General features: G+C 69.7%; 25 protein-coding genes and 1 pseudogene. 3 read left to right on the top strand and 23 right to left on the bottom strand.

The genetic code is table 11. The annotated features are described in order from the left end of the window. Position 1: 1 nt before the first annotated feature. From BLT43_RS13300 to BLT43_RS13195, 22 genes are all read right to left on the bottom strand, one after another. Positions 2 to 988: a glycoside hydrolase family protein gene (locus tag BLT43_RS13300; protein WP_090113590.1), complete on the bottom strand. Its 987-nt coding sequence runs from the start codon at positions 986 to 988 to the stop codon at positions 2 to 4. 24 nt (positions 989 to 1012) lie between these two features. Next, complete coding sequence (locus BLT43_RS13295) at positions 1013 to 1891, bottom strand: carbohydrate ABC transporter permease (protein WP_090113588.1); 879 nt, start codon at positions 1889 to 1891, stop codon at positions 1013 to 1015. Beyond that, on the bottom strand, positions 1891 to 2967 hold the full coding sequence (locus BLT43_RS13290; RefSeq protein WP_090113587.1) for a carbohydrate ABC transporter permease: 1077 nt from the start codon (positions 2965 to 2967) through the stop codon (positions 1891 to 1893). Before BLT43_RS13290 ends, BLT43_RS13295 begins: the two co-directional genes overlap by 1 nt. Before the next feature lie 61 nt (positions 2968 to 3028). Then, positions 3029 to 4300 (bottom strand): ABC transporter substrate-binding protein, encoded by a 1272-nt coding sequence (locus tag BLT43_RS13285; protein WP_090113585.1) that lies wholly within the window; start codon positions 4298 to 4300, stop codon positions 3029 to 3031. Between the two features lie 25 nt (positions 4301 to 4325). Continuing rightward, positions 4326 to 5360 carry a LacI family DNA-binding transcriptional regulator gene (locus BLT43_RS13280; protein WP_090113788.1) on the bottom strand — a complete coding sequence of 345 codons (1035 nt, stop codon included), beginning with the start codon at positions 5358 to 5360 and terminating at the stop codon, positions 4326 to 4328. A 256-nt stretch (positions 5361 to 5616) separates the two neighbouring features. Beyond that, on the bottom strand, positions 5617 to 6465 hold the full coding sequence (locus BLT43_RS13275; RefSeq protein ID WP_090113584.1) for a PfkB family carbohydrate kinase: 849 nt from the start codon (positions 6463 to 6465) through the stop codon (positions 5617 to 5619). Positions 6466 to 6475: 10 nt separating this feature from the next. Then, a complete protein-coding gene (gene rpiB, locus BLT43_RS13270; protein ID WP_090113582.1) occupies positions 6476 to 6922 on the bottom strand; it encodes a ribose 5-phosphate isomerase B in 447 nt (148 codons plus the stop codon). Positions 6923 to 6957: 35 nt separating this feature from the next. Continuing rightward, on the bottom strand, positions 6958 to 8232 hold the full coding sequence (locus tag BLT43_RS13265; protein ID WP_090113581.1) for a TRAP transporter large permease: 1275 nt from the start codon (positions 8230 to 8232) through the stop codon (positions 6958 to 6960). A gap of 1 nt (position 8233) precedes the next feature. After that, entirely contained in the window at positions 8234 to 8722 is a 489-nt protein-coding gene (locus BLT43_RS13260; protein ID WP_090113579.1) for a TRAP transporter small permease, read from the bottom strand. 56 nt (positions 8723 to 8778) lie between these two features. Then, positions 8779 to 9768 carry a TRAP transporter substrate-binding protein gene (locus BLT43_RS13255; protein WP_090113577.1) on the bottom strand — a complete coding sequence of 330 codons (990 nt, stop codon included), beginning with the start codon at positions 9766 to 9768 and terminating at the stop codon, positions 8779 to 8781. A gap of 24 nt (positions 9769 to 9792) precedes the next feature. After that, a complete protein-coding gene (locus BLT43_RS13250) occupies positions 9793 to 10548 on the bottom strand; it encodes a FadR/GntR family transcriptional regulator (protein ID WP_090113575.1) in 756 nt (251 codons plus the stop codon). A 576-nt stretch (positions 10549 to 11124) separates the two neighbouring features. Continuing rightward, a complete protein-coding gene (locus BLT43_RS13245) occupies positions 11125 to 11925 on the bottom strand; it encodes a shikimate dehydrogenase family protein (protein WP_090113574.1) in 801 nt (266 codons plus the stop codon). Positions 11926 to 11932: 7 nt separating this feature from the next. Next, positions 11933 to 13195: a dihydrolipoamide acetyltransferase family protein gene (locus BLT43_RS13240; RefSeq protein ID WP_090113572.1), complete on the bottom strand. Its 1263-nt coding sequence runs from the start codon at positions 13193 to 13195 to the stop codon at positions 11933 to 11935. 10 nt (positions 13196 to 13205) lie between these two features. Beyond that, positions 13206 to 15398: an alpha-ketoacid dehydrogenase subunit alpha/beta gene (locus tag BLT43_RS13235; RefSeq protein ID WP_090113571.1), complete on the bottom strand. Its 2193-nt coding sequence runs from the start codon at positions 15396 to 15398 to the stop codon at positions 13206 to 13208. A 25-nt stretch (positions 15399 to 15423) separates the two neighbouring features. Then, complete coding sequence (locus tag BLT43_RS13230; RefSeq protein WP_090113569.1) at positions 15424 to 16179, bottom strand: SDR family NAD(P)-dependent oxidoreductase; 756 nt, start codon at positions 16177 to 16179, stop codon at positions 15424 to 15426. Positions 16180 to 16249: 70 nt separating this feature from the next. Then, positions 16250 to 16990 carry an SDR family NAD(P)-dependent oxidoreductase gene (locus BLT43_RS13225; RefSeq protein WP_207497549.1) on the bottom strand — a complete coding sequence of 247 codons (741 nt, stop codon included), beginning with the start codon at positions 16988 to 16990 and terminating at the stop codon, positions 16250 to 16252. Next, positions 16987 to 17469: a VOC family protein gene (locus BLT43_RS13220; protein ID WP_207497547.1), complete on the bottom strand. Its 483-nt coding sequence runs from the start codon at positions 17467 to 17469 to the stop codon at positions 16987 to 16989. The genes BLT43_RS13225 and BLT43_RS13220 overlap by 4 nt, the downstream gene beginning before the upstream one ends. 23 nt (positions 17470 to 17492) lie before the next feature. Beyond that, positions 17493 to 18206 (bottom strand): ABC transporter ATP-binding protein, encoded by a 714-nt coding sequence (locus tag BLT43_RS13215; RefSeq protein ID WP_090113568.1) that lies wholly within the window; start codon positions 18204 to 18206, stop codon positions 17493 to 17495. Further along, on the bottom strand, positions 18203 to 18958 hold the full coding sequence (locus BLT43_RS13210; protein WP_090113567.1) for an ABC transporter ATP-binding protein: 756 nt from the start codon (positions 18956 to 18958) through the stop codon (positions 18203 to 18205). The genes BLT43_RS13215 and BLT43_RS13210 overlap by 4 nt, the downstream gene beginning before the upstream one ends. After that, positions 18955 to 20181, bottom strand: a complete 1227-nt coding sequence (locus tag BLT43_RS13205) for a branched-chain amino acid ABC transporter permease (RefSeq protein WP_090113565.1) — start codon at positions 20179 to 20181, stop codon at positions 18955 to 18957. The genes BLT43_RS13210 and BLT43_RS13205 overlap by 4 nt, the downstream gene beginning before the upstream one ends. Before the next feature lie 4 nt (positions 20182 to 20185). Continuing rightward, positions 20186 to 21127 carry a branched-chain amino acid ABC transporter permease gene (locus BLT43_RS13200; RefSeq protein ID WP_090113563.1) on the bottom strand — a complete coding sequence of 314 codons (942 nt, stop codon included), beginning with the start codon at positions 21125 to 21127 and terminating at the stop codon, positions 20186 to 20188. Positions 21128 to 21218: 91 nt separating this feature from the next. After that, positions 21219 to 22463 (bottom strand): branched-chain amino acid ABC transporter substrate-binding protein, encoded by a 1245-nt coding sequence (locus BLT43_RS13195; RefSeq protein ID WP_090113561.1) that lies wholly within the window; start codon positions 22461 to 22463, stop codon positions 21219 to 21221. A gap of 248 nt (positions 22464 to 22711) precedes the next feature. Between BLT43_RS13195 and BLT43_RS13190 the strand changes: the two genes are divergently transcribed. Beyond that, complete coding sequence (locus tag BLT43_RS13190; protein ID WP_090113784.1) at positions 22712 to 23467, top strand: FadR/GntR family transcriptional regulator; 756 nt, start codon at positions 22712 to 22714, stop codon at positions 23465 to 23467. A gap of 189 nt (positions 23468 to 23656) precedes the next feature. On the opposite strand, the pseudogene BLT43_RS19500 reads toward BLT43_RS13190, so the two are convergent. Beyond that, positions 23657 to 23773 (bottom strand): annotated as a pseudogene (locus BLT43_RS19500) (fumarylacetoacetate hydrolase family protein); the annotation flags it as partial. A 267-nt stretch (positions 23774 to 24040) separates the two neighbouring features. Between BLT43_RS19500 and BLT43_RS13180 the strand changes: the two are divergent. Beyond that, positions 24041 to 24745: a FadR/GntR family transcriptional regulator gene (locus BLT43_RS13180; protein WP_090113560.1), complete on the top strand. Its 705-nt coding sequence runs from the start codon at positions 24041 to 24043 to the stop codon at positions 24743 to 24745. Next, the gene (locus BLT43_RS13175) at positions 24742 to 25896 is read left to right on the top strand and encodes an aminotransferase class I/II-fold pyridoxal phosphate-dependent enzyme (RefSeq protein WP_090113558.1); all 1155 of its coding nucleotides are present in this window, start codon (positions 24742 to 24744) and stop codon (positions 25894 to 25896) included. The genes BLT43_RS13180 and BLT43_RS13175 overlap by 4 nt, the downstream gene beginning before the upstream one ends. Positions 25897 to 25957 lie beyond the last annotated feature (61 nt).

The raw sequence follows: 25957 nt of genomic DNA, 5'->3' as shown, positions 1-25957 counted from the left end.
GTCATTTCCCCCTGTCGGCTGGCGCGATGTAGAGAAGACCGTCATCGTCGACCTTCAGCGGCACCGGATCCATCACGTAGCCGCCGAAGCTGTCCCTGCCGCCATCGGCGAAGCCCATGATGACCCAGCCCTGCGCCGTCTCGAGCACGCGGGCCGCGTAGCGGTAGCAGGGCAGGTCGCCGTCGAGGAAGCCGGGCGCCACCGTCCACGGCCCGCGCGGGTCGTCGGCCGTGAGGTAGTGGTTGCCGGTCACCGGCGGCGTGCCGGCCTGCGCCTTGCGACCTTCCGACCAGTGCTCGTCGGCGGTGCAGAACAGGCAGTAGTACCGCGATCCGATCCGAAAGACCTGCGGCACCTCGAGTTGGCCGTAATCGCCGGCGAAGACCGGCGGCTGCAGGGTCCACTCGTAGAGGTCGGGCGAGGTGGCGAAGCCGATCGCGCCGCCGGCATTGGCCTCGGCGATGCCCGGCGCGCGGGCGGTGAAGTACATCAGCCAGCCGTCGCCGTCGGGATCCTTCATCACGAAGGGATCGCGCATCGCCCGGTCGTGCCAGTGGCCGACCGCGTGCTCGGCCTCGTAATGCGCGGCGTTCGGCCCCTCCATGTCGAGGCAGAGGCCCGAGCCGACGCGCTCCCAGGAATGCATGTCGCGCGAGGTGGCGTGGCCGATGCGCTGGTAGAGGCCGTTCTCGGCCGAGCCGCCGCCGGTGTAGAACAGGTGCCAGACCCCGTCCGGCCCCTGGATCACCGAGCCGGTCCAGGTCGTGGTGTCGTCCCAGGCGGGCTTCGGCGCGGGCCTGAGGCAGGTGCCCTTGTGCTCCCAGGTCTTCAGGTCGTCCGAAACGGCGTGACCCTGCGAGACGTTGAAATGGCGCAGGTCCGGGTCGCCGAGCGACTTGTCGGCCTGCAGGAAGTAGCCGTGCCAGCGCTGCCCGTCATGGGCGTACCAGCTGTCCCAGATCCATTTGTCGTCGAGTGCGAGAGGCATGTGATGTCCTTGCGGTTATGTGGGTCAGCCCTTCACGCCGGTCGAGGCGATCGAGGAGATGAAGGCGCGTTGCAGCACGAAGTAGAAGGCGAGAACGGGCAGGGTGATCAGCGACAGGTAGGCCATGATCTCGCCCCAGGCGCGGTTGAGCTGGAAGAAGTATTGCAGCCCCACCATGACCGGGCGGTAGCCCTCCTCCTGCACCACCATCAGCGGCCAGAGATACTGGTTGTACATCACCAGGAACTTCAGGATCGCGGCGGTGGCCAGCACCGGGCCCGCGAGCGGCATGACGATGCGGCGGTAGATCATCCACCAGCTCGCCCCCTCGACGCGGGAGGCCTCGATCAGCTCGCGCGGCAGGTCGCGGAAATACTGCACGAAGAGGAAGATGGTCAGCCCGTCCGAGACGAAGGGCAGGATCTGCACGCGGTAGCTGTTGAGCCAGCCGGTGCTGAGCCCGTCGAGGCCGATCCAGGGCAGCTGGTTGACGATCAGCAGGAGCGGGATCGCGATGGTCTCGAACGGCACGATCAGCGTGGCGAGGATGACCGACAGCAGGAGCCCCGAGCCGCGCCATTCGAGGAAGACGAAGGCGAAGGCCGCGAGCGAGCAGACCAGCAGCGACAGCACCACCGTGATGCCCGTCACCAGCACCGAGTTGAAGATGAACAGCCCCACCGGCGCGCGCTGGAAGGCGGCGGCGTAGTTGCCGAGGCCGATGTCGCCGACCGGCAGGAAGGCCCGCAGGCTGCCGGTGTCGGACAGAAGCTGCTGGTCGGGCTTGAGGGAACTCACCACCATGAAGACCAGCGGGAAGATGAAGATCACCGCGATCAGCACCAGCACTGCGTAGCGGGCGGCCAGGCGCAGGCCGCGGTTGGACGGGTCGATCTGGGCCATCAGCTGCGCTCCCGTGTCAGGTATCGCTGGATCAGCGAGATGGTGAGAACCAGCAGGAACAGCAGCACCGAGATGGTCGAGCCGCCGGAAATGTCCTGCTTGCCGTAGCCGCGTTCCACGGCCTGGAAGACGATGGTCTGGGTGCTGTCGAGCGGCCCGCCGCCGGTCATCACGTCGATCTGCGCGAACAGCGCGAAGGCCTGCATGGTGATCACGATCAGGATCAGCACGGCGGTGTTCCTGAGGCCCGGCCATGTCACGTATCGGAAGGTCTGCCAGCGCGAGCTGCCCTCGATCTCGGCCGCCTCGTAGAGCGTCGGGCTGATGGTCTGCAGGCCTGCGAGCCAGATCACCATGTGGAAGCCCACCGCCTGCCAGATCGACATCGCCATGATCGCGGGCAGCGCGGTGCCCGGGTTGCCGAGCCAGTCGACCGGCTCGAAGACGCCGAAGCTCAGCGCGGAGAGGATGTTGTTCAGCAGCCCGTCATTGCCGTCGTAGATGAAGCGCCACAGGAGCGAGACCACGACGATCGAGACCACCACCGGCATGAAGTAGATGGTGCGGAAGACGTTGATGCCTCGGAGCCGCTGGTTGATGAGTAGCGCGAGCCCGAGCGCGATGGCGGCCTGCACCGGCGCCACGACGAGCACGAAGGTCAGCGTGTTGACGATCGCGGTCATGAAGACGACGTCGCGCGCCAGCACCACCACCCGGTCCTCGCCCCAGCCCCAGCTGAGCCATTCGCGCATGCCGTCGAGATGGGCGTAGTCCGGGTTGCCGCGGGTGAAGCCGCGCAGGCGCGGATACTCGATCGCGCCGTCCTCGTCGCGGATCACCGCGCCGGCCTCGTCGCGCTCGGGCTCGAGCGTGAGCACGCCCAGCCCCATGAGCTGGCGGTAGTTGTCGAAGCCGACCCACTCGGTCGGGTTGGGCGAGATCAGCCGCTGGTTGGTGAAGCTCAGCCCGAAGGCCAGGAAGAAGGGCAGGATTATGAAGACGGCGATCAGCCCGAAGCCCGGCAGCGCCATCGCCCATCCGGCCCGGTTCGATTGCGTCAGTCGTGAGCGCGACATGGGAGCACCTCGTCTCTGGGTCCGGCCCCCTTCGGGAGCAAGGGGGCCGGACGGGGGAGGATCAGTGGCCGTAGCCCTGGTTGCGCTCGATGTCGGCGTCGATCTCGTCCACCGCCGCGTCGAGCGTGTCGATCACGTCGGCGCCGTTGGCGATGTCGGCCAGCGCCTTCTCGAACACCTTGGCGGCGACGACGTAGCCGGGCGTGACCGGGCGCAGCCTCGCCTGCTCCTCGGACAGCTCGTAGAACACCGCCATCGGGCCGCCCTCGGCGTAGTTCTCGGTCATCTCGGCGGCGGTCGGCGTGGCCGGGATCAGGCCGATCCCGTCCGAGAACTCGGCGAGGTACTCGTCCTGCAGCGCGAACTCGATGAAGGCGGCCGCGCCCTCGGGATGCTCGGAGGTGGCCGAGACGCCGAACTGCCAGCTCGCCGCGCCGATCACCGGGCCTTCGCCGAAATCGGGCGCGGGCAGGAACAGCGTGTCGTCGCCATACTCGGCGAGGATCGGCACGGCAGCCCAGTTGCCGTTCCAGCTGATCGCGTACTTGCCTTCGACGAAGCCGGTCTCGCGATCGGCCGGGTCCTGGCTGGTGCCGGGCACGAGGTCGCGCTCGAACAGCGACTGCCACCATTCGCCGAACTCGATCGCCGCGTCGCCGTTCAGCGCGCCCTCGGCGGTGGCGTAGCTCTCGCGGTCGACGATGTCGCCGCCGAAGCTCTGAAGCAGGGGGCTGAAGGCGTAGGGGTACCACTCGCCGGTCCAAGCCATGCCGACATCGAGCGGGTACTGGAACTCGCCCGTCTCCTCGAGCGTGACCAGCGCGGCATCGAACTCCTCGCGCGTCCACGGCTCCTCGAGGGTGGGAATGCGGATGCCGTTGTCCTCGAGATAGCTGCGGCGCGTGACCATCGCCACGGCGGCGTCCCACAGCCCGATCGAGTAGAGCTCGCCGTTCCACTCGCCCTTGGTGCCGGGCAGGAAGTTCTCGATGACGCTCTCGTCGAGCGGCAGCGGCTGCAGGTAGCCCGACCAGGCCCAGTTCGGCATGACCGGCCCGTCGACATCGATGATGTCGGGCAGGTTGCCCGCCAGCGCCGCGGCGATGATGCTGTCGTTGTAGCTGCCCTGCGGGAAGCTCTGCAGCTCCACGGCCCAGTCGTCCTGGCTCGCGTTGAAGTCATCGACGATGCGGTTGATGATCGCGCTCTCCACTTCGCCGCCGGCGCCGTGGTACCACATGCTGAGCTCGGTCTGCGCCGCCGCACCCGTGGCGATGACGGCGGAAAGGGCGGTGGCGAGGATCGTGCCTGCCATCAGGTTCGTTCTGGTCATCTCCGGGTCTCCTCCCTCTTGGATGTCAGTGTTCGGTGACGGATTGGCGCCAGCAGACCGGCCCGCCGATCACCTCGGCCTCCGTCGGCGCCGGCGCGCCCGCGATCAGCGCAAGCAGGCGGCGCGCGGCCGCTTCGCCGATGCCGCGGTAGTTCAGGTCCGCCGTGGTGAGCGGCGGGTAGAGCGTCTCGGAAATGACGCGGTAATCGTCGTAGCCGGCGACCGAGATCTCCTGCGGCACGCGGATGCCGCGGTCGCGCAGCTCGCCATAGAGCCTGAGCGCCAGCTCGTCGTTGCCGCAGCAGATGACGCTCGGCCGGTCCTCGAGCGCCAGCAGCCGGTCGAGCGCCGACGCGATGTAGGGCCTCGGCCCCTCGCCGTGATCGGCGAAGCCCTCGATCACCAGCGCCGGGTCGAAGGCGATGCCCGCGGCCTCCAGGGCCTCGCGGTAGCCGCGGCTGCGCAGCTCCGTCGCGATCATGCCCTCCGGCAGCGTGAGATAGGCGATGCGGCGATGGCCGGCCGCGATCACGCGCTCGACCAGCGCGCGCTGGCCCGCCCGGTCGTCGGGAAGGACGGCCGGCGTGCCGGCGGCGTCGAAGCAGTTGGCAAGGACCAGCGGCGTGCCGCGCGGGTCGAGATCCTCGATCCGCTGGTGGGAATCGGCGACGTAGATCAGCCCCTCGGCGCGGTGCTGGGCGAAGGTCGCCATCAGCTCCACGGCGCGGTCGGCCTCGCCGCCGGTATCGGCGATCATCAGGGTCATTCCGGCCTCGGCCACCACGCGCTGGATCGCCTGGACGATGAACAGGTCCGGCAGGCCCGAGGGGCCGGCGCTGCCGTCGCCGCGCGAGATCGCCCCGGTGATCAGCCCGACCAGCCCGGACCGGCTGGAGCGCATCGTCCGCGCCGCGCTGGAGGGCCGGTAATCGAGGGCGCGGATCGCCGCCTCGACGGCCTCGCGGGTGCGGGCGCCGACCGGTGCGTCGCCGTTGAGGACACGGGATACCGTCTTGGGCGAAACCCCGGCCTGTTTGGCAACATCGTAGATCGTGGCCACCGTGCGTTCCTCGCTTCCCGACGCCATCCTCCGTCATGCGGATTCGCTGACATCGATGTCATGACATCGGTGTCATAACAGGGTGTCCGTCGCCGGGTCAACAGGATCGTGCGACGGGCTGCAGGGGGAGCGGCAGGTGCACCCCGCCACGACATCGCGTCACGGGGTGAACCGGCAGGTCATATCGATGCTGGGGACCGTCCCGGACGACAACTGGCGCCCGGGCGGTCAAGCTGGTGCGTCGCTAGTCGCGCTTTCAGCCGGCGCGGGCCTCGGGGGCGGGCTGCGCGCCTTCGTGTAGGCAGGTGCGCCCGGCGGCCGAGATGGCGCGCGCCGCGGCGGTTTCGAGCGGCAGGCCGAGATCGAGCCCGGCGGCGAGGCAGCCGGCAAAGCTGTCGCCCGCCCCGGTGGTGTCGCGCGGCGAGAGCGGCGCGGCGGGCAGGTGCAGGGTCGAACCGTCGGCTCTGGTCAGCGCCGCGCCCTTCGGCCCGAGCGTCTCGATCACGGCAAGCCCCGGGCCCTCCACCGTGCCGACCAGCGCCGCCAGCGCCGCGCGCTCCTGCGCGTTGACGACGAGGATGTCGGTCGCGTCGAGCAGGGCCCGCGCGGTCGCGGCGTCGAGCCCGGCGGGCACCGGGGCGAGGTTCAGCACGCCGCGCCGCCCCGCCGCCCTTGCGCGGCGGAGCATTTCGAGCACCGCGTCGACCGGCACCTCCATCTGGCACAAGAGCAGCGTCGTGCCCTCGGGCAGCGGCGCCGGGGCCAGGTCGTGATTGGCCCCGGCCGCCACGGTGATCGCGTTTTCGCCCTTGGCATCGACCACGATCAGCGCGCAGCCGGTGGCGGCCGGCATGGTGGCGACGCCGCCCGTGCCGACCCCGTGGCGCGCGAGGTTGTCGCGGCAGGCCGCGCCGAAGGCGTCGGCGCCGACCGCGCCGACCATCTCGACCCGCGCCCCGGCCCGGGCGGCGGCGACCGCCTGATTGGCGCCCTTGCCGCCGAAGCCCTGCACCAGCCCGGCACCGAGCACGGTCTCGCCCGGCGCCGGGATCGCCGGGGCGTCGCAGCGCAGGTCCATGTTGATCGAGCCGAAGACGCAGATCATCGCCCCGGCCTCAGCGCGCCGCGTCCATGGCGTGCAGCTTCTCGACCCGGCGGCGGCAGGCCTCGTCGGTCGAGAACTCGGCGCCGAGGAAGGCGTCGATCAGATCGGTGGCGAGCCACGGCCCGACGATCTGGGCGCCGATGCACAGCACGTTGACGTCGTCATGCTCGACGCATTGATGCGCCGAATGCACGTCGTGGCCGACCGCGGCGCGGATGCCGCGCACCTTGTTGGCGGCGATCGAGGCGCCGACGCCGGTGCCGCAGACCATCAGCCCGCGTTCGGCGCGGCCGCCGAGCACCGCGTCGGTGACCTTCTGCGCGACGTCCGGAAAATCGACCGGCGCGGCGTCGAAGGAGCCGGCATCCTCGACCTCGTGGCCGCGGGCCTTCAGGTGGTCGAGGAGATGGGCCTTGAGCGGGAAGCCCGCATGATCGGAACCGATGACGAGACGCATGGGCGTGTCCTTGGGGTTGGGGAAGTGAGACATGGTCAGCGCAGAAGCGACGGCAGCCAGAGCACCAGCTCGTCGGCGAAGGTGATGATCGCCAGCGTCGCCAACAGCGGCAGGTAGAAGGGCAAGAGCGCCTTGAGCAGCGCCCGCAGGCTGATCCGCGCGATCGAGGCCACGAGGAACAGCGACAGGCCCATGGGCGGCGTCAGCAGGCCCAGCATCAGGTTGAAGATCACCACGATGCCCAGATGCACCGGGTCGACCCCCGCCAGCACCAGCGGCGGCGCGATCACCGGCACCACCAGCAGCGTCGCGGTGGTGCTGTCGAGGAACATGCCGGCGACGAAGAAGATCAGGTTGGCGATCAGCAGCAGCGCGACGGGGTCGTCGGAGATCTGCAGGATCAGCTTCGAGAAGTCCTGCGGCACCTGCTCGACGGCGAGGATCCAGCCGAACAGCGCCGCCGCCGCGACGATGACGAGGATCGCCGAGGTCGAGCGCAGCGTCAGCGCCATGGCCTGCCACAGGTGGCTCCAGGTCAGCTCGCGGTAGACCGCGCCCGAGATCACCACGACATAGGCGGCGGTGACGGCGGCGGCCTCGGTCGGGGTGAAGAGCCCCGCCATCATGCCCGCGATCATCAAGACCGGCGCCAGCAGCGCCGGCAGGGCGGGCAGCAGGCTCGCGCCCACCTCGCGCGGGCTGGGCCAGCGCGCCGCGCGCGGCATGTTCGCGCGGATCGCGATCACCGCGGCGGTGGTCATCAGCAGCGCGATGCAGATCAGCGCCGGCACGATCCCCGCGATCAGCAGCTGGATGATCGAGACCGAGGTGACGGAGCCGTAGACGATCAGCGGGATCGAGGGCGGGAAGATCGGCCCGACCACGGCGGAGGCCGCGGTGACGGCGGCCGAGAAGGGCGCCTCGAAGCCGCGCTTCTTCATCGCCTCGATCTCGATCTTGCCCAAGCCGCCGACATCGGCGAGCGCGGCGCCCGACATGCCCGAGAAGATGAGGCTGGAGAAGATGTTGACCTGCGCGAGCCCGCCCGGCACCCGGCCGACCGCGGTGTCGGCGAAGCGGAAGATCCGGTCGGTGATGCCCGAGAGGTTCATCAGGTTGCCGACGAAGATGAAGATCGGCACCGCGACCAGCGGGAAGCTGTCGAGCGCGTAGGTGACGCGCTGCGCCAGCAGGCCGAGCGGTAGCCCCTCGATCGCGATATAGCCGATCGCCGGCAGCAGGATCGCGTAGACCACCGGAAAGCCGGTCACGAAGAGGGCGAGAAAGACGAGGATCAGGATCAGGCCCATGTCAGAGGCTCACGCTGTGGCTGTCGGCGGCGGCGCCGGTTTCGGTGGGGGTGGGGCGGCGCGACAGGGCCTGGCGCAGATGCACCAGGGCGGCGCCGCCGAAGCCCGCGCAGGCCGCGCCGAGAAAGAGCCAGAACGGGATCTTCAGCGTCGGCGTGGCGTTGCCGGGATTGTCGATGATGCTGCCGAGCGCGACCCAGGCCATCAGCCCGCAGCCCGCCAGCGCCGCCAGGCCGATCAGCCGGTGCAGGGCGCGGCGCAGCCGGTCGGGCAGGGCCTCGCGCAGTTCGGCCATGACGATGTTCTCGCGCCCCGCCACGACCAGCGGGTAGGCCAGGAACACCGTGCAGATTAGCAGGAACCGGGTCAGCTCCTCGGCCCCGATCAGCGGCGCGCCGAACAGGTCGCGCATCACCACCTGCAGCAGCGGCACCGTCACCAGCGCGCCGAGCAGCACCGTGCAGATCACCTGCAGCCCTTGCCTCAGCATCTCGTCCTCCTCCCTTGGTCGGCCGGGGGCGAACGCGCCGCCCCCGGCCCGGTCGGTCACTCGACCGCCATGATCTGTTCGATGTACTCGCCGTATTCGGGGAAATCGGCCTCGATCTGCGCCAGCACGCCGGTGCGGAAGCTCTCGAGATCGAGCCCGGTCTCGGCGGTGGTGAAGGTCATCCCGGCCTCGGTCAGCTCGTCGACCAGGTCGGCCTCGGAGGCCTGCGCCCATTCGAGCGACTGCGCGGCCTTCTCGTCGAGCGCGGCGGTGATCGCCTCGCGCTGGTCCTCCTCGAGGCCCTGCCAGGCGTCGTCGTTGACGAAGACCGCGAGCACCGACTGCATGTGGCCGGTCATCGCGACGTGGCTCTGCACCTCGTAGAGCTTGTTGGCCGAGATCATGGTGAGCGGGTTTTCCTGCCCGACCACGAGGCCGGTCATCAGCGCGGTCGGCAGCTCGGAGACCTCGACCGGGGTCGGGGTCGCGCCCATGCCCTTGATCATCGAGATCCACAGGTCGAGCGGCACCGCGCGGAACGGCTTGCCCTCCATGTCGGCGGGCTCGTCGATCTCGAAGTTCGAGGAGATGTGCCGCGCGCCGCGATAGATGCGGCCGATCACCCGCATACCGCCGTTCTCGACCAGCTCGGCGTTCAGCGCCTGCAGCGCCGGCGAGGTCTCGGGGTCGGTCGCGGCCAGGGCGTGGGCGCCGTCGCGGTAGATGAAGGGGGCGTTGAACACCGCCATCTCGGGCACGATGCGGGCCAGCGAGGCGAAGTCGTGGTGGCCCATCTGGATCGAGCCCATGCGCACCCCGTCGACCATCTCGGCGACGTTGCCGAGCTGGCTGGCGGGGAAGACCTGCAGGCTCACCTCGCCGTCGGTCGCGGCCTCGATCGCCTCGGCCGCCTCGGCGGCGAAGCGGGTCTGGATGTCGCCCTCGGCGCCGACATGGGCGTAGCGCAGGGTCTCGGCGGCGGCGGGCAGCGCGCACAGCGCGATCGCCGTGGCGGCCAGAAGCCGCCGCGTGGTCAGTGTCGTCATCTCGTCCTCCCTTGGATGGTCAGTTCAGCCCGGACCGGTCCCTTTCCTGTAGGTCTCGATCAGGCTTCGGCGGCGCAGCTCGTCGCCGATCGCGAAATGCTCGCGCAGCCGGGCCTCGGCCGCGTCGGCATCCTTCGCCACGATGGAGAGGAACACCTCGCGATGCGCCTCCACCAGGTCTCCGACCACCTCGCGGCGGTCATATGTGGTGCGCCGGCGCTCGACATGGCTGCGACGCAGAAGCTCGGAGAGCGCGCCGTAGAGCGTGATCAGCGAGCGACTGTGGCTGGCCTTGACCATCGCCTGGTGGAAGGCGAAGTCGGCCGCGCCGCCGGCGTCGGGGTCGTCGAGCGTCTCGATCAGCCGGGCCAGCCACTGGCCGATCCGGGCGAGGTCGCGCTCGTTGGCCCGCGCGCAGGCCAGGCGGATCGCCTGCACCTCGATGGCGATGCGCGACTGCATCACGTCGTCGAGGATGTCCTGCTCCTGCGACAGGCAGAAGGTGAAGAAATCCGACAGCACCCCGAGATCGGCGCGGCCGACATAGGTGCCGCTGCCCTGGCGCACGTCAAGCAGCCCGAGCATCGACAACGAGCGGATCACCTCGCGCAGCAGCGGCCGCCCGACGCCCAGATGCTGGGCCAGTTCGCGCTCGGGCGGTAGCCGCTCGCCGACCTTCATCTCGCCGAGGATCATTCGCTCCTTGAAGTAGGCGATGATGCGCTCGGCGCCGCCGGTGCGGGGCGCGGTCTGCGGCTGGATGTCCTGTGCAAGGGTCATGGCGGTCCCGGTCGAACTGTCAGGACCATATGGCGACCACCGGGCGACGAGGGCAATGAGGCCTCAAGCGAAATGGGCGGGAGCCGGGCCGGATATCCGCGGTTGAAAGGGCGCCATACTCGAAAATACAGGATTAACGTTCGGTTATTATTGATCTTTCTTTTGGGCGCCGCCTCACTCTTTAAGAGCCTCAAAGAATGCAGATTGGTCTTACCATTGGTAAGAAATACCGATCCAACCGTGTAATCGACGTCCAAATCCATCATCGAGCCAGTCGAAATCGTCCGATTTGGATAAGGTTCCGCCAGCGATCGCAATGATAATTACATAAGGTAGATTATCAGCGAAATTGAAGGGCCGTCACTGCCACTACCGGCTGTAATCAGCGTTCCACGACAGGCCACCCGTCAATCGGTTCGGGACCGGGCAAGACCAAGAGGCAGCGGTGCGCCATCGGCGCCCGTCCCGGCGGGCCGGAGGGGCCGTAGACCGCTCGCCGAAGCCCGGCGCGTCAGATGCCGCCGAGGCAGGCGCATTTTTAGCTCCATGTAGTCATCCGTGCCGTGCCGAGCACCGTCACGCCGCGCCCTCCGCTTCCGGCAGAAGGAACGCCATCATCTGGCGCAGTTGGCCCTCCAGCATCATGCGCCCCAGATGGGTCGGCAGCCCGCGCGCCGCCGCGGCGGCGAGCAGCGGCGTCTCCTCCGGCTGCATGATCACCTCGGCCACGAGGGTGCCGGGCGACAGGTCCGCCGGGTCGAACGGCAGCGGGTCGTCCGGCTTCAGCCCGAGCGAGGTGGCGTTGACGGCGATGTCGTGGCGCTGCGGGTCGTGACCCGCCTCGACCGCGACCGCCGGGAAGGCCGACTGCAAACGCTGCAGAAGCGCGCGGGCCTTGGCTTCCGATCGGTTGGCGACGGTCAGCCGCGCCGCGCCGGCCTCGGCCAGCGCGAAGGCGATGGCGCTGGCCGCGCCGCCTGCCCCGGCCAGGAACACCGACCGGCCCTCGAGCTCGACCTCGGCGGCAGAGAGGCCCGCGACGAAGCCCGCGCCGTCGAGCAGGTCACCGAAGAGCCGCCCGTCGGCCTCGCGCCGGACGACGTTCACCGCCCCGGCAAGCCGGGCCCTTTCGCTCAGCGCGTTGCAGTGGCGGGCGATCTCGGTCTTGTGCGGCACGGTGACCACCAGCCCGCCGAGGTTGCGGACGTTGCGCAGCCCCCGGACGGTCTCCTCCAGCGCGTCTGGCCCGACCTCGCAGGGCACCAGCACCGCGTCCTGCCCGGCCTCTGCGAAGCGGGCGTTCAGGGCCTGCGGCGTTCGGACATGGCCGACCGGGTCGGCGAGAATGGCGAAGAGTCTGGTCGTTCCGGAAATCATCGCGGCCTCAGAGCAGAAGGGTCATCGGGTTTTGGATCGCCGCCTTGAAGGCGGCCAGCCATTCGGCGCCGAGCGCCCCGTCCACCGACCGGTGGTCGACGGAAAGGGTGCAGCTCATCACCGGCGCAAGGACGATCTCGCCGTCGCGCCCGACTGGCCGCGTCTCGGCCGCGCCCACGGCGAGGATGCAGCTCTGCGGCGGGTTGACGATCGCGGCGAAGGACTTGACGCCGTACATCCCGAGATTGGAGATCGAGAAGCCGCCGCCCTGGTATTCCTCGGGGCGGAGCCGGCCCTCCCGCGCCCGCGCGGCCAGTTCCTTCACCTCGGCCGAGATCGTGCCGAGGCCCTTGCGGTCGGCCTCGCGCAGGATCGGCGTGACCAGCCCGTCCTCGGTTGCCACCGCGATCGAGATGTCGACCGACCGCAGCTGCAGCGTCGCGTCCTCGGTCCAGACCGCGTTGGCGCGCGGCACCTTGCGCAGCGCCAGCGCCGCCGCCTTCACCACGAGATCGTTCACCGAGATCCGCTCGGCCCGGTCGCGGCCCTCGTTCACCCGGCCGCGCATTTCGAGCAGCGCCGCGATGTCGCAATCGGCCTCGAGGTAGAAATGCGGGATGGTGGTCTTGGCCTCGTGCAGCCGCCGCGCGATGGTGCGGCGCATGCCGCTGTGCGGGATCGCGTCATGGGCGCCGATCCCGGCTGGGATCGCCGGGTCACGCGCCTCCGGCACCCGGGACGCCTTTGGCGCGGCGGGCGGGTCAACTTCCGCGGCGGCGTCGGCAGGCTCGGCCGCGTCGCGCGCGCGCTCCACGTCGACCCGGACCACGCGGCCCGCCGGCCCCGAGCCTGGCAGGCCGTCGAGCGCGACGCCCCACTCGGCGGCGACGCGCCGGGCCAGCGGCGAGGCCGCCTTGCGGCGGCTCGGCGCGGGCTGCTCCGACACCGGCGAAGCTGCGACCTCGTTCCTGTCCGCCTCCGGTTCCGGCGCGGGCTTCGGCGCCTCGGCGTCCAGCGCGGACGGGTCCTCGTCGCCAGCGAGGACCAGCGCGATGGCCTCTCCGACCGCCGCGCGCTCGCCGCTTTGGCAAAGCAGGCGGCCAAGGCGGCCCGCGGTCTCGGCCTCCAGCTCCATCGTGGCCTTGTCGGTTTCAATCTCGGCGAGCACCTCGCCCGGCGCGACGTCGTCGCCCTCGGCCTTGAGCCAGCGGGCGATGATCGCGTCCTCCATCCCGGCGGACAGCGAGGGCAGCACTACTTCGGTCGGCATCCGCGTCTCCTTATTCGGCGGCCAGCTTCAGGCCCTGGTCGGACATCAGCTCGCGCAGCCCGGCCTCGACATCCTGCGGCCGCGCGCAGGCCGCCGCCTCGAGCACCTTCGAGATGCTGGGCGAGGCCTCCGAGCCGGTGACCCGCTTGATCGGCTGGTCAAGCCAGTCGAAGCAGCGGCGCTGCAGCTCGTCGGCCAGCCAGGCCCCGTAGGAGGTCCCGGAGGCGCCCTGCTCGACGATCATCACGTTGCCGGTCTTTCGGATCGAGGCCTCGACCGTCTTCCAGTCGAGCCCGGCCCGGTCGAGGCTGCGCAGGTCGATCACCTCGGCGTCCATGCCCAGGCGCTCGACCGCCGCGCGGGTCGTCTCGACCATGCCGAGATAGGTCAGGATCGTGGCGCGCCGCCCCTCGCGCACGAGTCGCGCCTTGCCCAGCGGGATGCAGTAGTCGAGATCCTCGACCGGCGCGCGCCCCTTGGAGGCGTAGAGATCGACGTGCTCGAGCACCAGCACCGGATCCTCGCAGCGCAGCGCCGAGTTCATCAGCCCGACATAGTCGAACGGAGTCGAGGGCGCGACGATGCGCCAGCCCGGCGCGGTGGCGAAGATGCCCGCCGGGTCCATCGAATGCTGCGAGCCGTAGCCGGTGCCCATCGCGATCTTGGTGCGCAGCACCAGCGGCATCGCGCTGTCGCCGCCGAACATGTGGCGCGCCTTGCCGATCTGGTTGAACACCTGGTCGGCGGCGACCCACATGAAGTCGGGATACATGAACTCGATGACCGGGCGCACCCGGCCGTCCGCCGCCATGCCGCCGGCGAGGCCGGTGAAGGCGTTCTCGCTGATCGGCGTGCCGAGCACGCGGTCGGGGAACTCCTCCGACAGGCCGCGCGTCGCGCCGTTCGTGCCGCCCTTGAGCCGGTGCACGTCCTCTCCGAGCACGACGATGCGGTCGTCCTCGGACATGCGCCGCGCCATCACCCGCGAGACCACGTCGATGAACTTCACGTCCTTCTTCAGCTTGCCGGAGAAGCTCGCCTCCTCCTCGAAGCGCGCGCCCTCGAATTCCGACAGGTCGCCGCGCAGGCCGAAATCGCGGAAGTTCTCCTCGGGCCAGAGCGCCGGCACGATGCGACGCTGGCCATCGACCGTCTCGACCAGTTCACCGGCGATCTCGTCCATCAGGCCGGTGCAGTTAGCCCGCAGATCCTCGATCGCCTGGCTGCCGATGATCTGCCGGTCCTGCAGGTCGGCGCCGAGACGGTCGAGCGGGTCGCGCCCGCGCCACTCGGCCTCCTCCTCCTTGCTGCGATAACCGAAGGCCGAGCCGGGCAGCGCGCCGTTCTGGTGGAAGTAGCGGTAGACGTCGGCCTCGATGATCGTCGGGCCGCGGCCGGTGCGCATGATCGCATTGGCCTCCTGCGCGGCGAGGTAGACCGACAGCGTGTCCATGCCGTCGACCTTGAAGGCGGGGATGCCGAAGGCCTGCCCGCGCGAGGACAGCCGCGGCTCGGCGGTGCATTCCTCGACATGGGTGGAGACCGCGTAGCGGTTGTTCTCGATGAAGAAGCAGATCGGCAGCTTCCAGGCTGCGGCGATGTTCATCGTTTCGAGCACCGAGCCGATATTCACCGCGCCGTCGCCGAAATAGGTGTAGACCACGTCGCCCTTGCCGGCCCGCCGATGCGCCCAGGCCGCGCCCGCGGCCATCGGCACGCCGCCGCCGACGATCGCGTTGGTGCCGAGATTGCCGGCCTCGGACCAGCGCAGGTGCATCGAGCCGCCGCGGCCCTTGCAGAAACCCTCGGCGAGGCCGAGGATCTCCGACAACGTGCGCTTCGACAGCGAGCGGATCGTCTCGTCGAAACCGGCCTCCGGGTCGATCCCGTCCGGCGCCACATAGGCCAGCGCCTTGGCGAGGAACTGGTGGTGCGCGCGGTGCGAGCCGTTCACCTGGTCGCTCGGGCGCAGCGCCAGGGCGGAGCCCACGGCGCCCCCCTCCTGGCCGATCGCGGAATGGGCCGGGCCGTGCACAAGCCCCTGCCCGGCCAGCTCCAGCACCTTCTCCTCGAAGGCGCGGATCAGGTGCGCCTGCACCAGCATGGTCCGGCCGAGGCCGGGCTCCAGCGCGGTGCGGTCCTCGGCCGAGGCCGCGATCTCGCGCCAGGTGGAGATCGGGGTCAGATCGGTGAAATCGGGCATTGCGGCCTCCAGTTCGGTAATCGGATCAGGCGGCAAGGAAGCCGCCATCGACCGGCAGCACGGCGCCGGTGATGTAGCCGGCCATCGGCGAGGCAAGGAACACGACCGGATCGACGATCTCGCGGGTCTCGCCGATCCGCCGCATCGGCACCCGGTCGAGGAACCAGTCGGCGCCGCCGGGCCGGGCGAGCTGCGCCACCGCCATCTCGCTCATCATGATCCCCGGCGCGACGGCGTTGACCCGCACCTCGTGCGGCGCGAGGTCCCGCGCCATGACCTGGGTCAGCGACCGCACCGCGCCCTTGGACACGACGTATCCGGCGGTCGAGCCGCCGGCGACGAAGCCGGCGACCGAGCACAGGTGCACGACATTGCCCTTCGCGGCCTTCAGCGCGGGCACGAAGGCGTGCGACATATTGAAGGTTCCCTCGAGATTGACGGCCATGGTCCGGTCCCAGACCTCGGCGCATTCCTCGCTGTCGAAGCCGGCGCGCCCCGCCACGCCGGCATTGTTCACCAGCACGTCGAGACCGCCCTCGCGCTCGAGGATCTGTGCCGCGAGGCGCCGCACCGCGGCGCGGTCGGTGACGTCGAGCAGCTCGGGCATTGCGGACGCGCCGATCGCCTCTAGCCGCGCGGCGACGGCCGCGACACCGTCGGGGTCGCGATCGACCAGCACGAGCCGTGCGCCGGAGCGCGCCATGCCCTCCGCGATCGCCGCGCCGAGCCCTCGCCCGGCGCCGGTCACCAGCGCCAGTTTTCCCTCGAGCAGCCCCGTCATCGCGTCCCCCGTCCTCGCGCGGCGTTCCGGCAGCGTGCCGTGTTCCGCAGTGTCCGAATTGCCATCGCCGTCAGCCCTTCATGTAGAGGCCGCCATTTACGTGCAGGGTCTCTCCCGTCACGAAGCTGGCGGCGTCGCTGCACAGGAAGGCGACCACGGAGGCGACCTCGTCCGCGGTGCCGAACCGGCCGAGCGGGGTGCCGCTCAGGGTCTCGGCGCCGCGCTGCGCTATCAGGACTCGCGTCATCGGTGTCTCGATCACGCCCGGCGCCACCGCGTTGACCCGGCAGCGCGGGGCGAGTTCACGCGCGAGGCTGCGCGAGAACGCCTCGAGCGCGCCCTTCGAGGCGGCGTAATGCGCGTTGCTGACCGCGCCCCGATGCGCCGCGAGCGAGGTCAGGTTCACGATGCTGGAATTGTCCCTGAGACAGGGCACCGCCCGGCGGGTCAGGTAGAAGACCCCGTCGAGATTGACCGAAAGCGTGCGGCGCCACTGCGCGTCAGTCATCCCGGCGAAGGGCTCGGCGAGGTAGATCCCGGCCGCCGGCACGAGGAAGTCGATGCCGCCCATCGCCTCGGCCTCCGCCACGGCGGCCTCGGCGTCGGCGGGCTCGGCCGCGTCGAGGCGCAGCGTCGCGAGCCGGCCACGGCCGGGCCCGAGATCCGCCGCCGTCGCGGCGAGCGCGTCGCGGTCGAGATCGGCCAGCACGAGGTTGGCGCCGGCCGCGCGGAACAGCCCGGCCACCGCCCGCCCGATGCCGCCGCTGGCCCCGGTGAGCAGCAGGGTGCGGCCGCTGAAATCGAACATCATGCCGCCGGCCCCGCGAGATCGGGACGGTAGGCGGCGATGTCGGCGTATTGCACGATCTCGAAGACATGCCCCTCCGGGTCGCGCAGGAAGGCCAGGTAGGTACCGGGCCGCACCTCGACCGGATCGTCGCCTGTCATCGGCCGCGCCCCGGCCGCGACGGCGCGCGCCACCACGTCGCCGAGGTCGTCGACGATGAAGGTGAGATAGGCGCCGTCGGCACGGTCGAGGATCATCTCGGTCGGCTCCGGCCGTGCCGCGGGCGGCGTGTCCGGCGCCAGGAGCTTGATCCGCTCGCCACGGGGCGTCTGCAGCCGCACGACGCGGTACCCGCCCCGGCTCAGCGCCGCGGCCCGGGCCTTCTCGGCCGGAACATGGACGTCCGCGACCGTCTCGAAGCCGAAGGCCTCCCGGTAGAAGGCCAGCATCCGGTCGAGGTCGCGCACGGCGAGACCCGCCTCCATCGGTGCCGTCATCCTCATCTTCGCAATCCTCCCTGCGCGCCTCAGACGGCGAGCCATTCCTCGGTGACGTCCGGCCGGCCCTCGAGCTCGGCCGGCGTGCCCTCGAACACGATCTGGCCGTGGCCCATGACGCAGAGCCGGTTCGAGACCTTCAGCGCGATCGAGAGCTTCTGCTCGACCAGCACGACCGAGACGCCGCGCCGGTTGATGTCCTCGATGACCTCACCCACCACCGCGACGATCTTGGGGGCGAGACCCTCGGTCGGCTCGTCGATCAGCATGACCAGCGGGTTGCCGAGCAGCGACCGGCACATGGTGAGCATCTGCTGCTCGCCGCCCGACAGGCTGCCGGCCCGGGTGTTGCGGCGCTCCCTGAGGCGCGGGAAGTAGGTGAACATCTCCTTCACTTCCCAGCGCGTCGCGCCCTCCGGACCGCGCTGACGTCCCATCTCGAGGTTCTCGTCGACGGTCAGGTTGAGGAAGATGTCCCGCTCTTCCGGCACGTAGCCGATGCCGCGGCGGCAGACCGTGAAGCTGCGCTGGCCGGCGAGATCCTCGCCGCGCAGCAGCACCCGGCCAGAGCTGGGCGGCACCAGCCCCATGACCGACTTCATCGTGGTCGAACGGCCCGAGCCGTTGCGGCCCAGAAGGCTGACCACCTCGCCCGGCGCGACGTCGAAGTTGACGCCCTGCAGGATGTGGCTCTTGCCATAATGCGCGTGCAGGCCCTGCACCGACAGGATCGCCTCGCTCATGCCGCGACCTCTTCGCCCAGATAAGCTTCCTTCACTTGCGCGTTGGCGCGGATCTCCTCGGGGGTTCCGGTCGCGATGATTTCGCCGTAGACCAGCACGCTGATCCGGTCGGCCAGCGCGAAGACCACGCTCATGTCGTGCTCGACGATGAGCAGGGTCCGGCCGCGCGTGATCTCGCGGATGAGATCCGCGGTGTAGTCGGTCTCCTCCTGCGACATGCCGGCCATCGGCTCGTCGAGCAGGATGAGCTTCGGGTCCGAGGCCAGCGTCATGCCGATCTCGAGCGAGCGCTGCTCGGAATAGGATAGCTGGTTCGCCAGCGTGCCGGCGCGCGCGGTCAGCCTGAGGCGATCGAGCAGATCCTCGACCTCGGCATTGACCGCCGAGAGCCGCCCGGCAAAGCGCCAGAAGCTGAACTGCAGACCGTGCTTGCGCATCACCGCGAGGCGCAGGTTCTCGTGCACCGTGATGCCGGGGAAGATGTTGGTGATCTGGAAGGAGCGCGCCAGTCCGCGGCGGTTGACCTCGGCCGGACGCAGCCCGCTGATCTGCTCGCCGTCGAGCAGGATCCGGCCGCTGCTGGGAGCGAACTGCCCGGAGCACAGGTGGAACAGGGTCGATTTCCCGGCCCCGTTCGGGCCGATCACAGCGTGGCGCTCGCCCCGGTGGACGTCGAGATCGACGTCGCGGATGATGTGGGCCGGCCCGAAGGACTTGTGGACGTTCTCGAATTTCAGGACGGTGTCGTTCATGCCAGCGCCTCCTGTTGTGCGGCCGCCCGCTTGTTGGCCGCGCCGAGCAGCCACAGCCCGGCCGCGAGCAGCGCCGCGGGCAGCAGCCAGGTGAGCGGGGACCCCGGCGACCAGTCGAAGCCCATAAGTTCGATCGGCGGCCAGTTCTCGCCCGTCGCGGTGGCGCGGTAGCCGGTCGACAGGAAGCGCTGCAGGAACTCGACCAGGAAGACGCAGCCCGCCGCGGCCATGGCGAAGCCGGCCAGTCGCCAGCCGCCGTCGAGCAGCGCCGTGCCGCCGGACCGGCGCTCGCCGCCCGAGAAGCGCTCGACCAGCTCGCCGACCAGACCGCGCGGCAGGAACATCATGACCAGCACGAAGATGATGCCCTGGTAGAGCAGCCAGACCCGGGTGAGATCGGCGGTGATGTAGCCGAAGAAGGTCATCGCCGCGCCGCCGATCGCCGGCCCGAGGAAGACCCGGACGCCACCGATGAAGCTGTTGAGCACCACCGAGGTCGAGACATGCGCCTCGAGCACCACGTAGTTCGCCGCCTCGATGTTGAGCGACTGCAGCGCGCCCGCGACGCCCGCAAACATCGCCGAGACCGCGAAGACCAGCGTGCTCAGCGCGTGCACGTTGTAGCCTAGGAACCGCAGCCGGTGGCCGTTTTCCCTGAGGCCGAGCGCGAGGCGGCCGAGCGGCGTCAGGCCGAGCAGCCACAGCAGGCCGATGCAGAGCAGCACCCAGGCCAGGGTCAGGAAGTAGACCTCGGTGACCGAGCCGAAGGTGAAGCCCCAGGCCGGCATCCGGAAGGAGGAGATCCCCGCCTCGCCGCCGAAGGTGCCCTTGAGGTGCGGCGCCAGCGCGTGCAGCAGCTCGGCCAGGGCGAGGGTGATCATCGCGAAGTAGACGCCGGTGCGCTTGGTCGCGAAGTAGCCGGCGATCAGGCCGCCCAGCAGCCCGGTCCCGGCGCCGACCAGCGGCAGCAGCGGGGTGGGCAGCAGGCCCGCGCCGCCGAAGGCGTTCATCGCGTGCACCGCGGCGAAGGCGCCGATGCCGAAATAGGCGGCATGGCCGAAGCTCAGCATGCCCGCCCGGCCGCACAGGAAGCTGAAGGCCATTGCGAAGAGCGCGGCGATCAGCATCTGCACCGCGGCGTTGAGCAGCGGGGTCGAGACCAGCCAGGGCAGCGCGACCAGCACCGCCACCGCGATCGCGACGAGGAAAATCTTGGCTTTCATGGCGTTATTCCTTCTCGCCCATGAGACCGGACGGCCGGACCACCAGCACGATCAGCATGATCAGGAACGGCAGCGTGGCCGCGAGGCTCGAAAGCTGCACGGTCATCAGCCCGCCGATCTGCTCCGCCCAGTCGCGCTGTCCTACCAGCGCAAAGAGATCGGCCGGCCTGAGATTGCTGCCCACCGCCAGCGAGTTGGTGATGCCGATCAGGAGAGAGGCGAGCATCGCGCCGCCCATCGAGCCGAGGCCGCCGACCACGACCACCACGAAGACCACCACGCCGAGTTCGAGCGCCATGTTGGGGTTGGTGGTGTAGAAGGCCCCGGCCACCGCGCCGGCCAGCCCCGCCAGCCCGGCGCCGACGCCGAACACGCCCATGAAGACCAGCGGCACGTTGTGCCCGAGCGCCTCGACCATTTGCGGCCGGTAGATGGCCGAGCGGACCACGATGCCGACGCGGGTGCGGGTCAGCAGCAGGTAGATCGCGGCGAACATGACGAGCGCGATCGCCCCCATGAACAGCCGGTAGAACGGGTAGTCGATGCCGGAGATCGAGAAGGCCGCGAAGCGCAGCTCCGGCGGCACCCGGTAGTCGACCGGAAAGTTGCCGTAGCCCATCTTGATCAGCTCGGCGATCACGACGGAGAGGCCGAAGGTCACGAGCAGCTCGTGGGCGTGCCCGAAGGCGTGCACCCGCCTCAGGATGAACTTCTCGACGAGCACGCCGATGCCGGTGACCAGGAGCGGCGAGAGCAGGATCGCGGCCCAGAAGCCGGTCAGCGGCTCCAGCGTGTAGGCGAAATAGGCGCCCAGCATGTAGAAGGACGCATGGGCGAAGTTGAGCACGCCCATCATGCCGAAGATCAGCGTCAGACCGGCCGAGACCATGAAGAGCAAGAGCCCGTAGATCGTGCCGTTGAGCAATGCGAAGACGAGTTGGTCCATGGCTCTGCCATTCCCTGCAGTTCGGGTGCGGTCCGCCCTGCCGCGGCGGGCACGGGCGGACCGAAGCTGTCCTAGGGTGGGGTGTCCGGTATCAGCCGGGACGCTGCATCTCGCAGCTGTCCTGCACCGGCGCCGCGGCGTCCTCGGCCGAGATCAGCTTGACCGGTTTGAAGCCGAACTCGGTGTCGTCGGCCTTGTAGACCGCGTCGCGGCTCACCGTCTGGACGACCATCGGCAGCACAGCCTGGTGGTCTTCGGGGCGGATCGAGAGCTCGCCCATCGGGGTCTCGATCGAGACGGTCTCGAGCGCCTGCGCCAGCGCGGTCACGTCGACCCCGGCCTCGGTCGGCTCGACCTGGCCGAGCGCCTCGCCGAGCAGCCGGATGCCGAAGGCGGCCGCCGGCTCGACATAGGAGGGGTAGTGACCGGTCGCGGCCTTGTAGTCCTCGACGAAGGGCCCCGACAGATCGGGGTTGGTCTCGGCGTTGAACGGCGTCGAGACGAAGTGCCCTTCGGCGACGGCGCCGGCATTGCCGACATTGCCGGGCTGGTCGAGGAAGGCGGTGCCGAAGCGCGCCTCGAGGCCGGCGCTGCTCGCGGCCTTCATCAGCAGCAGCAGGTCGTTCGACCAGTTGCCGGTGATCACCGTGTCGGCGTGGGCGGCCTGGATGCGGGCGACGTAGGGTGCGAAATCCTGGATCTTGTTGACGTCGTGCAGCGTCTCCTCGACCACCTCGAAGCCCATCTCCTCGGCGGCGGCCTTGGTGTTCTCCTGCACGTCGACGCCCCAGGAGTAGTTCTGGTTCATCGCGTAGACCCGCTCGCCGAGCGCGTCGGCCTCGCGCATGCCCTCGACCAGCGTGCCGACGCGGATCGCGGCGTTGGGGCTGACCCGGAAGTGGTAGAAGTGGCACTTCTCGCCGGTCAGCTCCATCGCCTCGGCGCCGAGATTGACGTAGAGCACCTCGTTGCCGGGGTTTCGCAGGTTGTGCTTGCGCACGTCCTCGGTGACCTGACCGGCCACAGCGGAGGACGAGCCCTGCAGGATGATCTGCGCGCCGTCGGCGATCGCCGCCCGGACCCGGTCGGCCGCCCCGACTGGGCCGCCCTGGTTGTCGTACTCGGCCAGCACGATCTCCTCGCCGCCGAAGCCGCCCTGCTCGTTCAGCTTGCCGATCTCGTACTGGACGGCCGAGCGGTAAAGCAGGCCGGTCGAGGCCTGCGGGCCCGACAGGGTTTCCACCAATGCGATCTTGAGCGGCTCGGCCGCGGCCGAACCGGCCATCAGGACAAGCGCGCTGGCGGCGGTGCCGCGGACAAGCGAACTGAACGTCATGTCTTCCTCCCCGAAAGAAACTTGATCCCGGAATCCTCCCGATCCCGGTCCAGACGCTGGCATGACTGGTCTTACAGGTCAACTACCCGTCTGGCCAAAAAGCCATGATGCCTGATATCAGGGTATAATGCCCTGAGATTTATCACTTAAGTTACTTCTATTGCTTTATTATTCTCTCAAGTTGACCTGTCTGGCCAATTTCGTATGATTGAAGCCATGACCCCCCGCTCGCTTTGGAGATGTCGCGGATGAGCAGAAACGGATCCACGCGCACCGCCGCGGCCGGCAGCCACCTGCCGGACGAGATCGCGAGCGATCTGGCCCGCAAGATCCTGAACGGAGAGCTTGCGGTCGGCGACCGGCTGCCGAGCGAACGGCTGCTCTGCGCGGAGTACGCCGTCAGCCGCCCGGTCGTGCGCGAGGCGCTGTCGAAGCTGAAGTCCGACGGGCTTGTCGCCTCGCGCGCCGGCAGCGGCGTCTTCGTCACCGCGCAGAACGCGACCAGCTCGTTCCGCATCCAGAACTTCGCGGTGAGCAACCGCGAGGCGCTCGAGCAGGCGATGGAGCTGCTGGTCGCGATCGAGGTCGCGGCGACGCGGCTGGCGGCCCTGCACCGCACCGACGAGGACCTCAAGCGCATCAAGCGCGCGCTGGTGGGCATGGAATTCGCGATCGCCAATGACGAGCTCGGCGACGAGGAGGATTTCCAGTTCCACCAGGCCATCGTCGAGGCGACGCACAACCCGCATTTCCAGGCCCTGTGCAAGCACCTCGAATTCGGTGCGCGCAACGTGATCCGGCAGGCCCGGACCAACACCCGCGCCAACCATGTCGACCTGCTCGACGCGGTGCAGGAGGAGCATCGCGCGATCTTTCGGGCGATCGCCGAGGGCGACGCGCCCGGCGCGGCGGGCGCGGCCGAGCGTCACCTCGTCAACGCCGCCGCGCGGATCGAGGTCTACCTCACAGGTACATCCCGCGGCACCGAGGGCGGCGGGGCCTGAGCCCCGGCCGTCGGCCCGTCGCCCGCGCCCGGCGGGCACGGCGGGCCGCGGTTGCGCGATCGGGTTCGACAGCGTGCCGATGGCGGTGAGGGCCTCGATCAGCACCGGGATGTCGAAGACGAGGTCGCGGATCACCGCCCGCTGGCGCTCTTCACCGTTCAGCGTCGTCACCAGCTCGAGCGCGGTCACTTCGTTCACGATCACGTAGCCGGCGACGCAGCGCATCGTCTCGTTCCGGCCGGCGTGCTGCGCCTTGTGGCCGATCACCACCCCGAGGTCGCCCTTGTAGTCGACCCCGCCGGTCGGGCCGAGCGAGCCTCTATAAAGCGAAACATCGTTGGACGCGGCCGCGTGCGGGCCGAATGCCGGCCTACCCTAGACCGGGCATCCCGCCGTCACAGCCGATCTTTTCTGCCTGCACGGCTTTGGCCCCGCCCGCCAGCACGACAGCCGGCCCTCCCCCGCCCGGACTCCAAATTCCCGCCCTTCGAGGCCCGTACAAACATTGTCCGACATAATTGTTGACTATGTCGGACAATATGCGAGGCTGTGACGACGTTGACAGGAAGACCCATGGATCAGATCGCCCCGGCATCGCAGAAGCAACGGCAAGTCATGGATGCGCTCTTGCAGATCATCGACGCCGAAAAGCTCGGCGTCGGAGATCGCCTGCCGGCCGAGGTCGATCTCGCGCGGCGGCTCGGCCTCGGCCGCGGCACCGTGCGCGAGGCGATCAAGTCCTGGGAGGCGATGGGGATCGTCACGCGCAACAAGGGCGCGGGCACGGTGCTGGCCACCGACATCTCGGGCCACGCCCTGCAACTGCCGCTTTCGGTCACGCTCGAGGCGCAGAGCCTCGCCCGCACGCTCGCGGTGCGCCGTCCGCTCGAGATCGAGGCGGTGCGGATCGCGGCGCGCGAGGCCGACGAACGCCAGCGCCACGAGATCCGCGGCCTGATGCTCGAGCTGATGGCGGTCTACGAGGCCGGCGAGGACTGGCGCGCGATCGATCACCGTTTCCACGCCGCGATCCACGCCGCCACCGGCAACCCGCTCTTCGGCCAGCTGATCGGCCAGCTGCAGCGCGCCTTCCACGACATCTACGAGGCGCCCTTCGGCCAGGCGCAGCTGGGCCATGCCTCGATCCCGCTGCACCGGCCGCTGGCCGAGGCGATCGTCGCCGGCGAGGCGGAGGCCGCCGCCGGGCTGATGGCGCAGATCCTCGACGAGGTCACCGCCGCCGCGGCGGCCGTCACCGCGCGGGAGGAACAGGCATGAGCGCGGGCGGCGACGGCCTCGACAGCCTGCTCGCCACGCCGCATGACGGCGCCTATGGCGAGATGACCCCGCCGATCTACCAAAGCTCGCTGTTCGGCTTCTCCAGCTACGCCGAGTTCGAGGACCGGATGGCCGGACGCTCGGACCGCCCGCTCTACAGCCGGGTGCAGAACCCCACCGTCAGCGCCTTCGAGCAGATGATCGCGCGGCTCGAGGGGGCCGAGGCCGCGGTCGGCTTCGCCTCCGGCATGGCGGCGGTGGCCTCTACCCTGTTCGCGCTGGTGAAGCCCGGCGACCGCATCGCCTGCATCACCCATGTCTACCCCGACAGCTACCGGCTGATGGAGCGGATGCTGCGGCCCTGGGGCGTCGAGATCACCTACCACACGCCGGAGGCCTTCGAAGCCGAGCCCGAGCTTCTGGCCGGGGCGCGACTGGCCTATCTCGAGAGCCCGAACTCGATGATGATGGAGGTCATGGACCTGCGCGCCGTGGCAGGCCATGCCCGTCGCCACGGCGTGACCACCGTGATCGACAGCTCCTGGGCCACGCCGGCGCTGCTCAACCCGGTGGCGCTCGGCATCGACCTCGTGATCCATTCGGCCTCGAAATACATCTCGGGCCATTCCGACACGGTGGCCGGGGTGGTGGCGGGCCGGGCCGATCTGGTCGCCCGTCTGCGCGACCTGACGCTGCCGCTTCTGGGCGCCAAGCTCGCCCCCTTCGAGGCCTGGCTGCTGCTGCGCGGCCTGCGCACGCTCGAGGCGCGGATGCGCCAGCACGGCCGCACCGCCGATCTCTTCGTCGACCGTCTGGCCGCGCGGCCCGAGGTGACGCGGGTGCGCTCGCCCGGCGCCAACGCCGTGCCGGGGCTGCGCGGTCGCTCGGGGCTGATGTCGGTCGAGTTCGCCGAGAACGTCGACATCCCGCGCTTCGCCGACGCGCTGAAGATCTTCCGCCTCGGCGTGAGCTGGGGCGGGTTCGAGAGCCTCGTCGTGCCCGCGGCGATCACGCTGCGGCAGGCCGGCGAGCAGAACGCGCCGCAGCGCTTCGGCGTGCCGCCGCGGCTGGTGCGGCTCAGCCTCGGGCTCGAGGGGGCCGAGGATCTCTGGGAGGACTTCATGCAGGCATTGGAGGTGGCCACGGGCTGAACGTGACCGAGCGGACACGACCCCGAAAAGAGGGCGGCCGCGCAACGACAATCAGGGAGGA

The organism is Limimaricola pyoseonensis, from assembly GCF_900102015.1.
GTDB lineage: Bacteria > Pseudomonadota > Alphaproteobacteria > Rhodobacterales > Rhodobacteraceae > Limimaricola > Limimaricola pyoseonensis.
The sequence above is the reverse complement of the archived record's forward strand: the minus strand, read 5'-3'. Positions and strand labels throughout refer to the sequence as shown.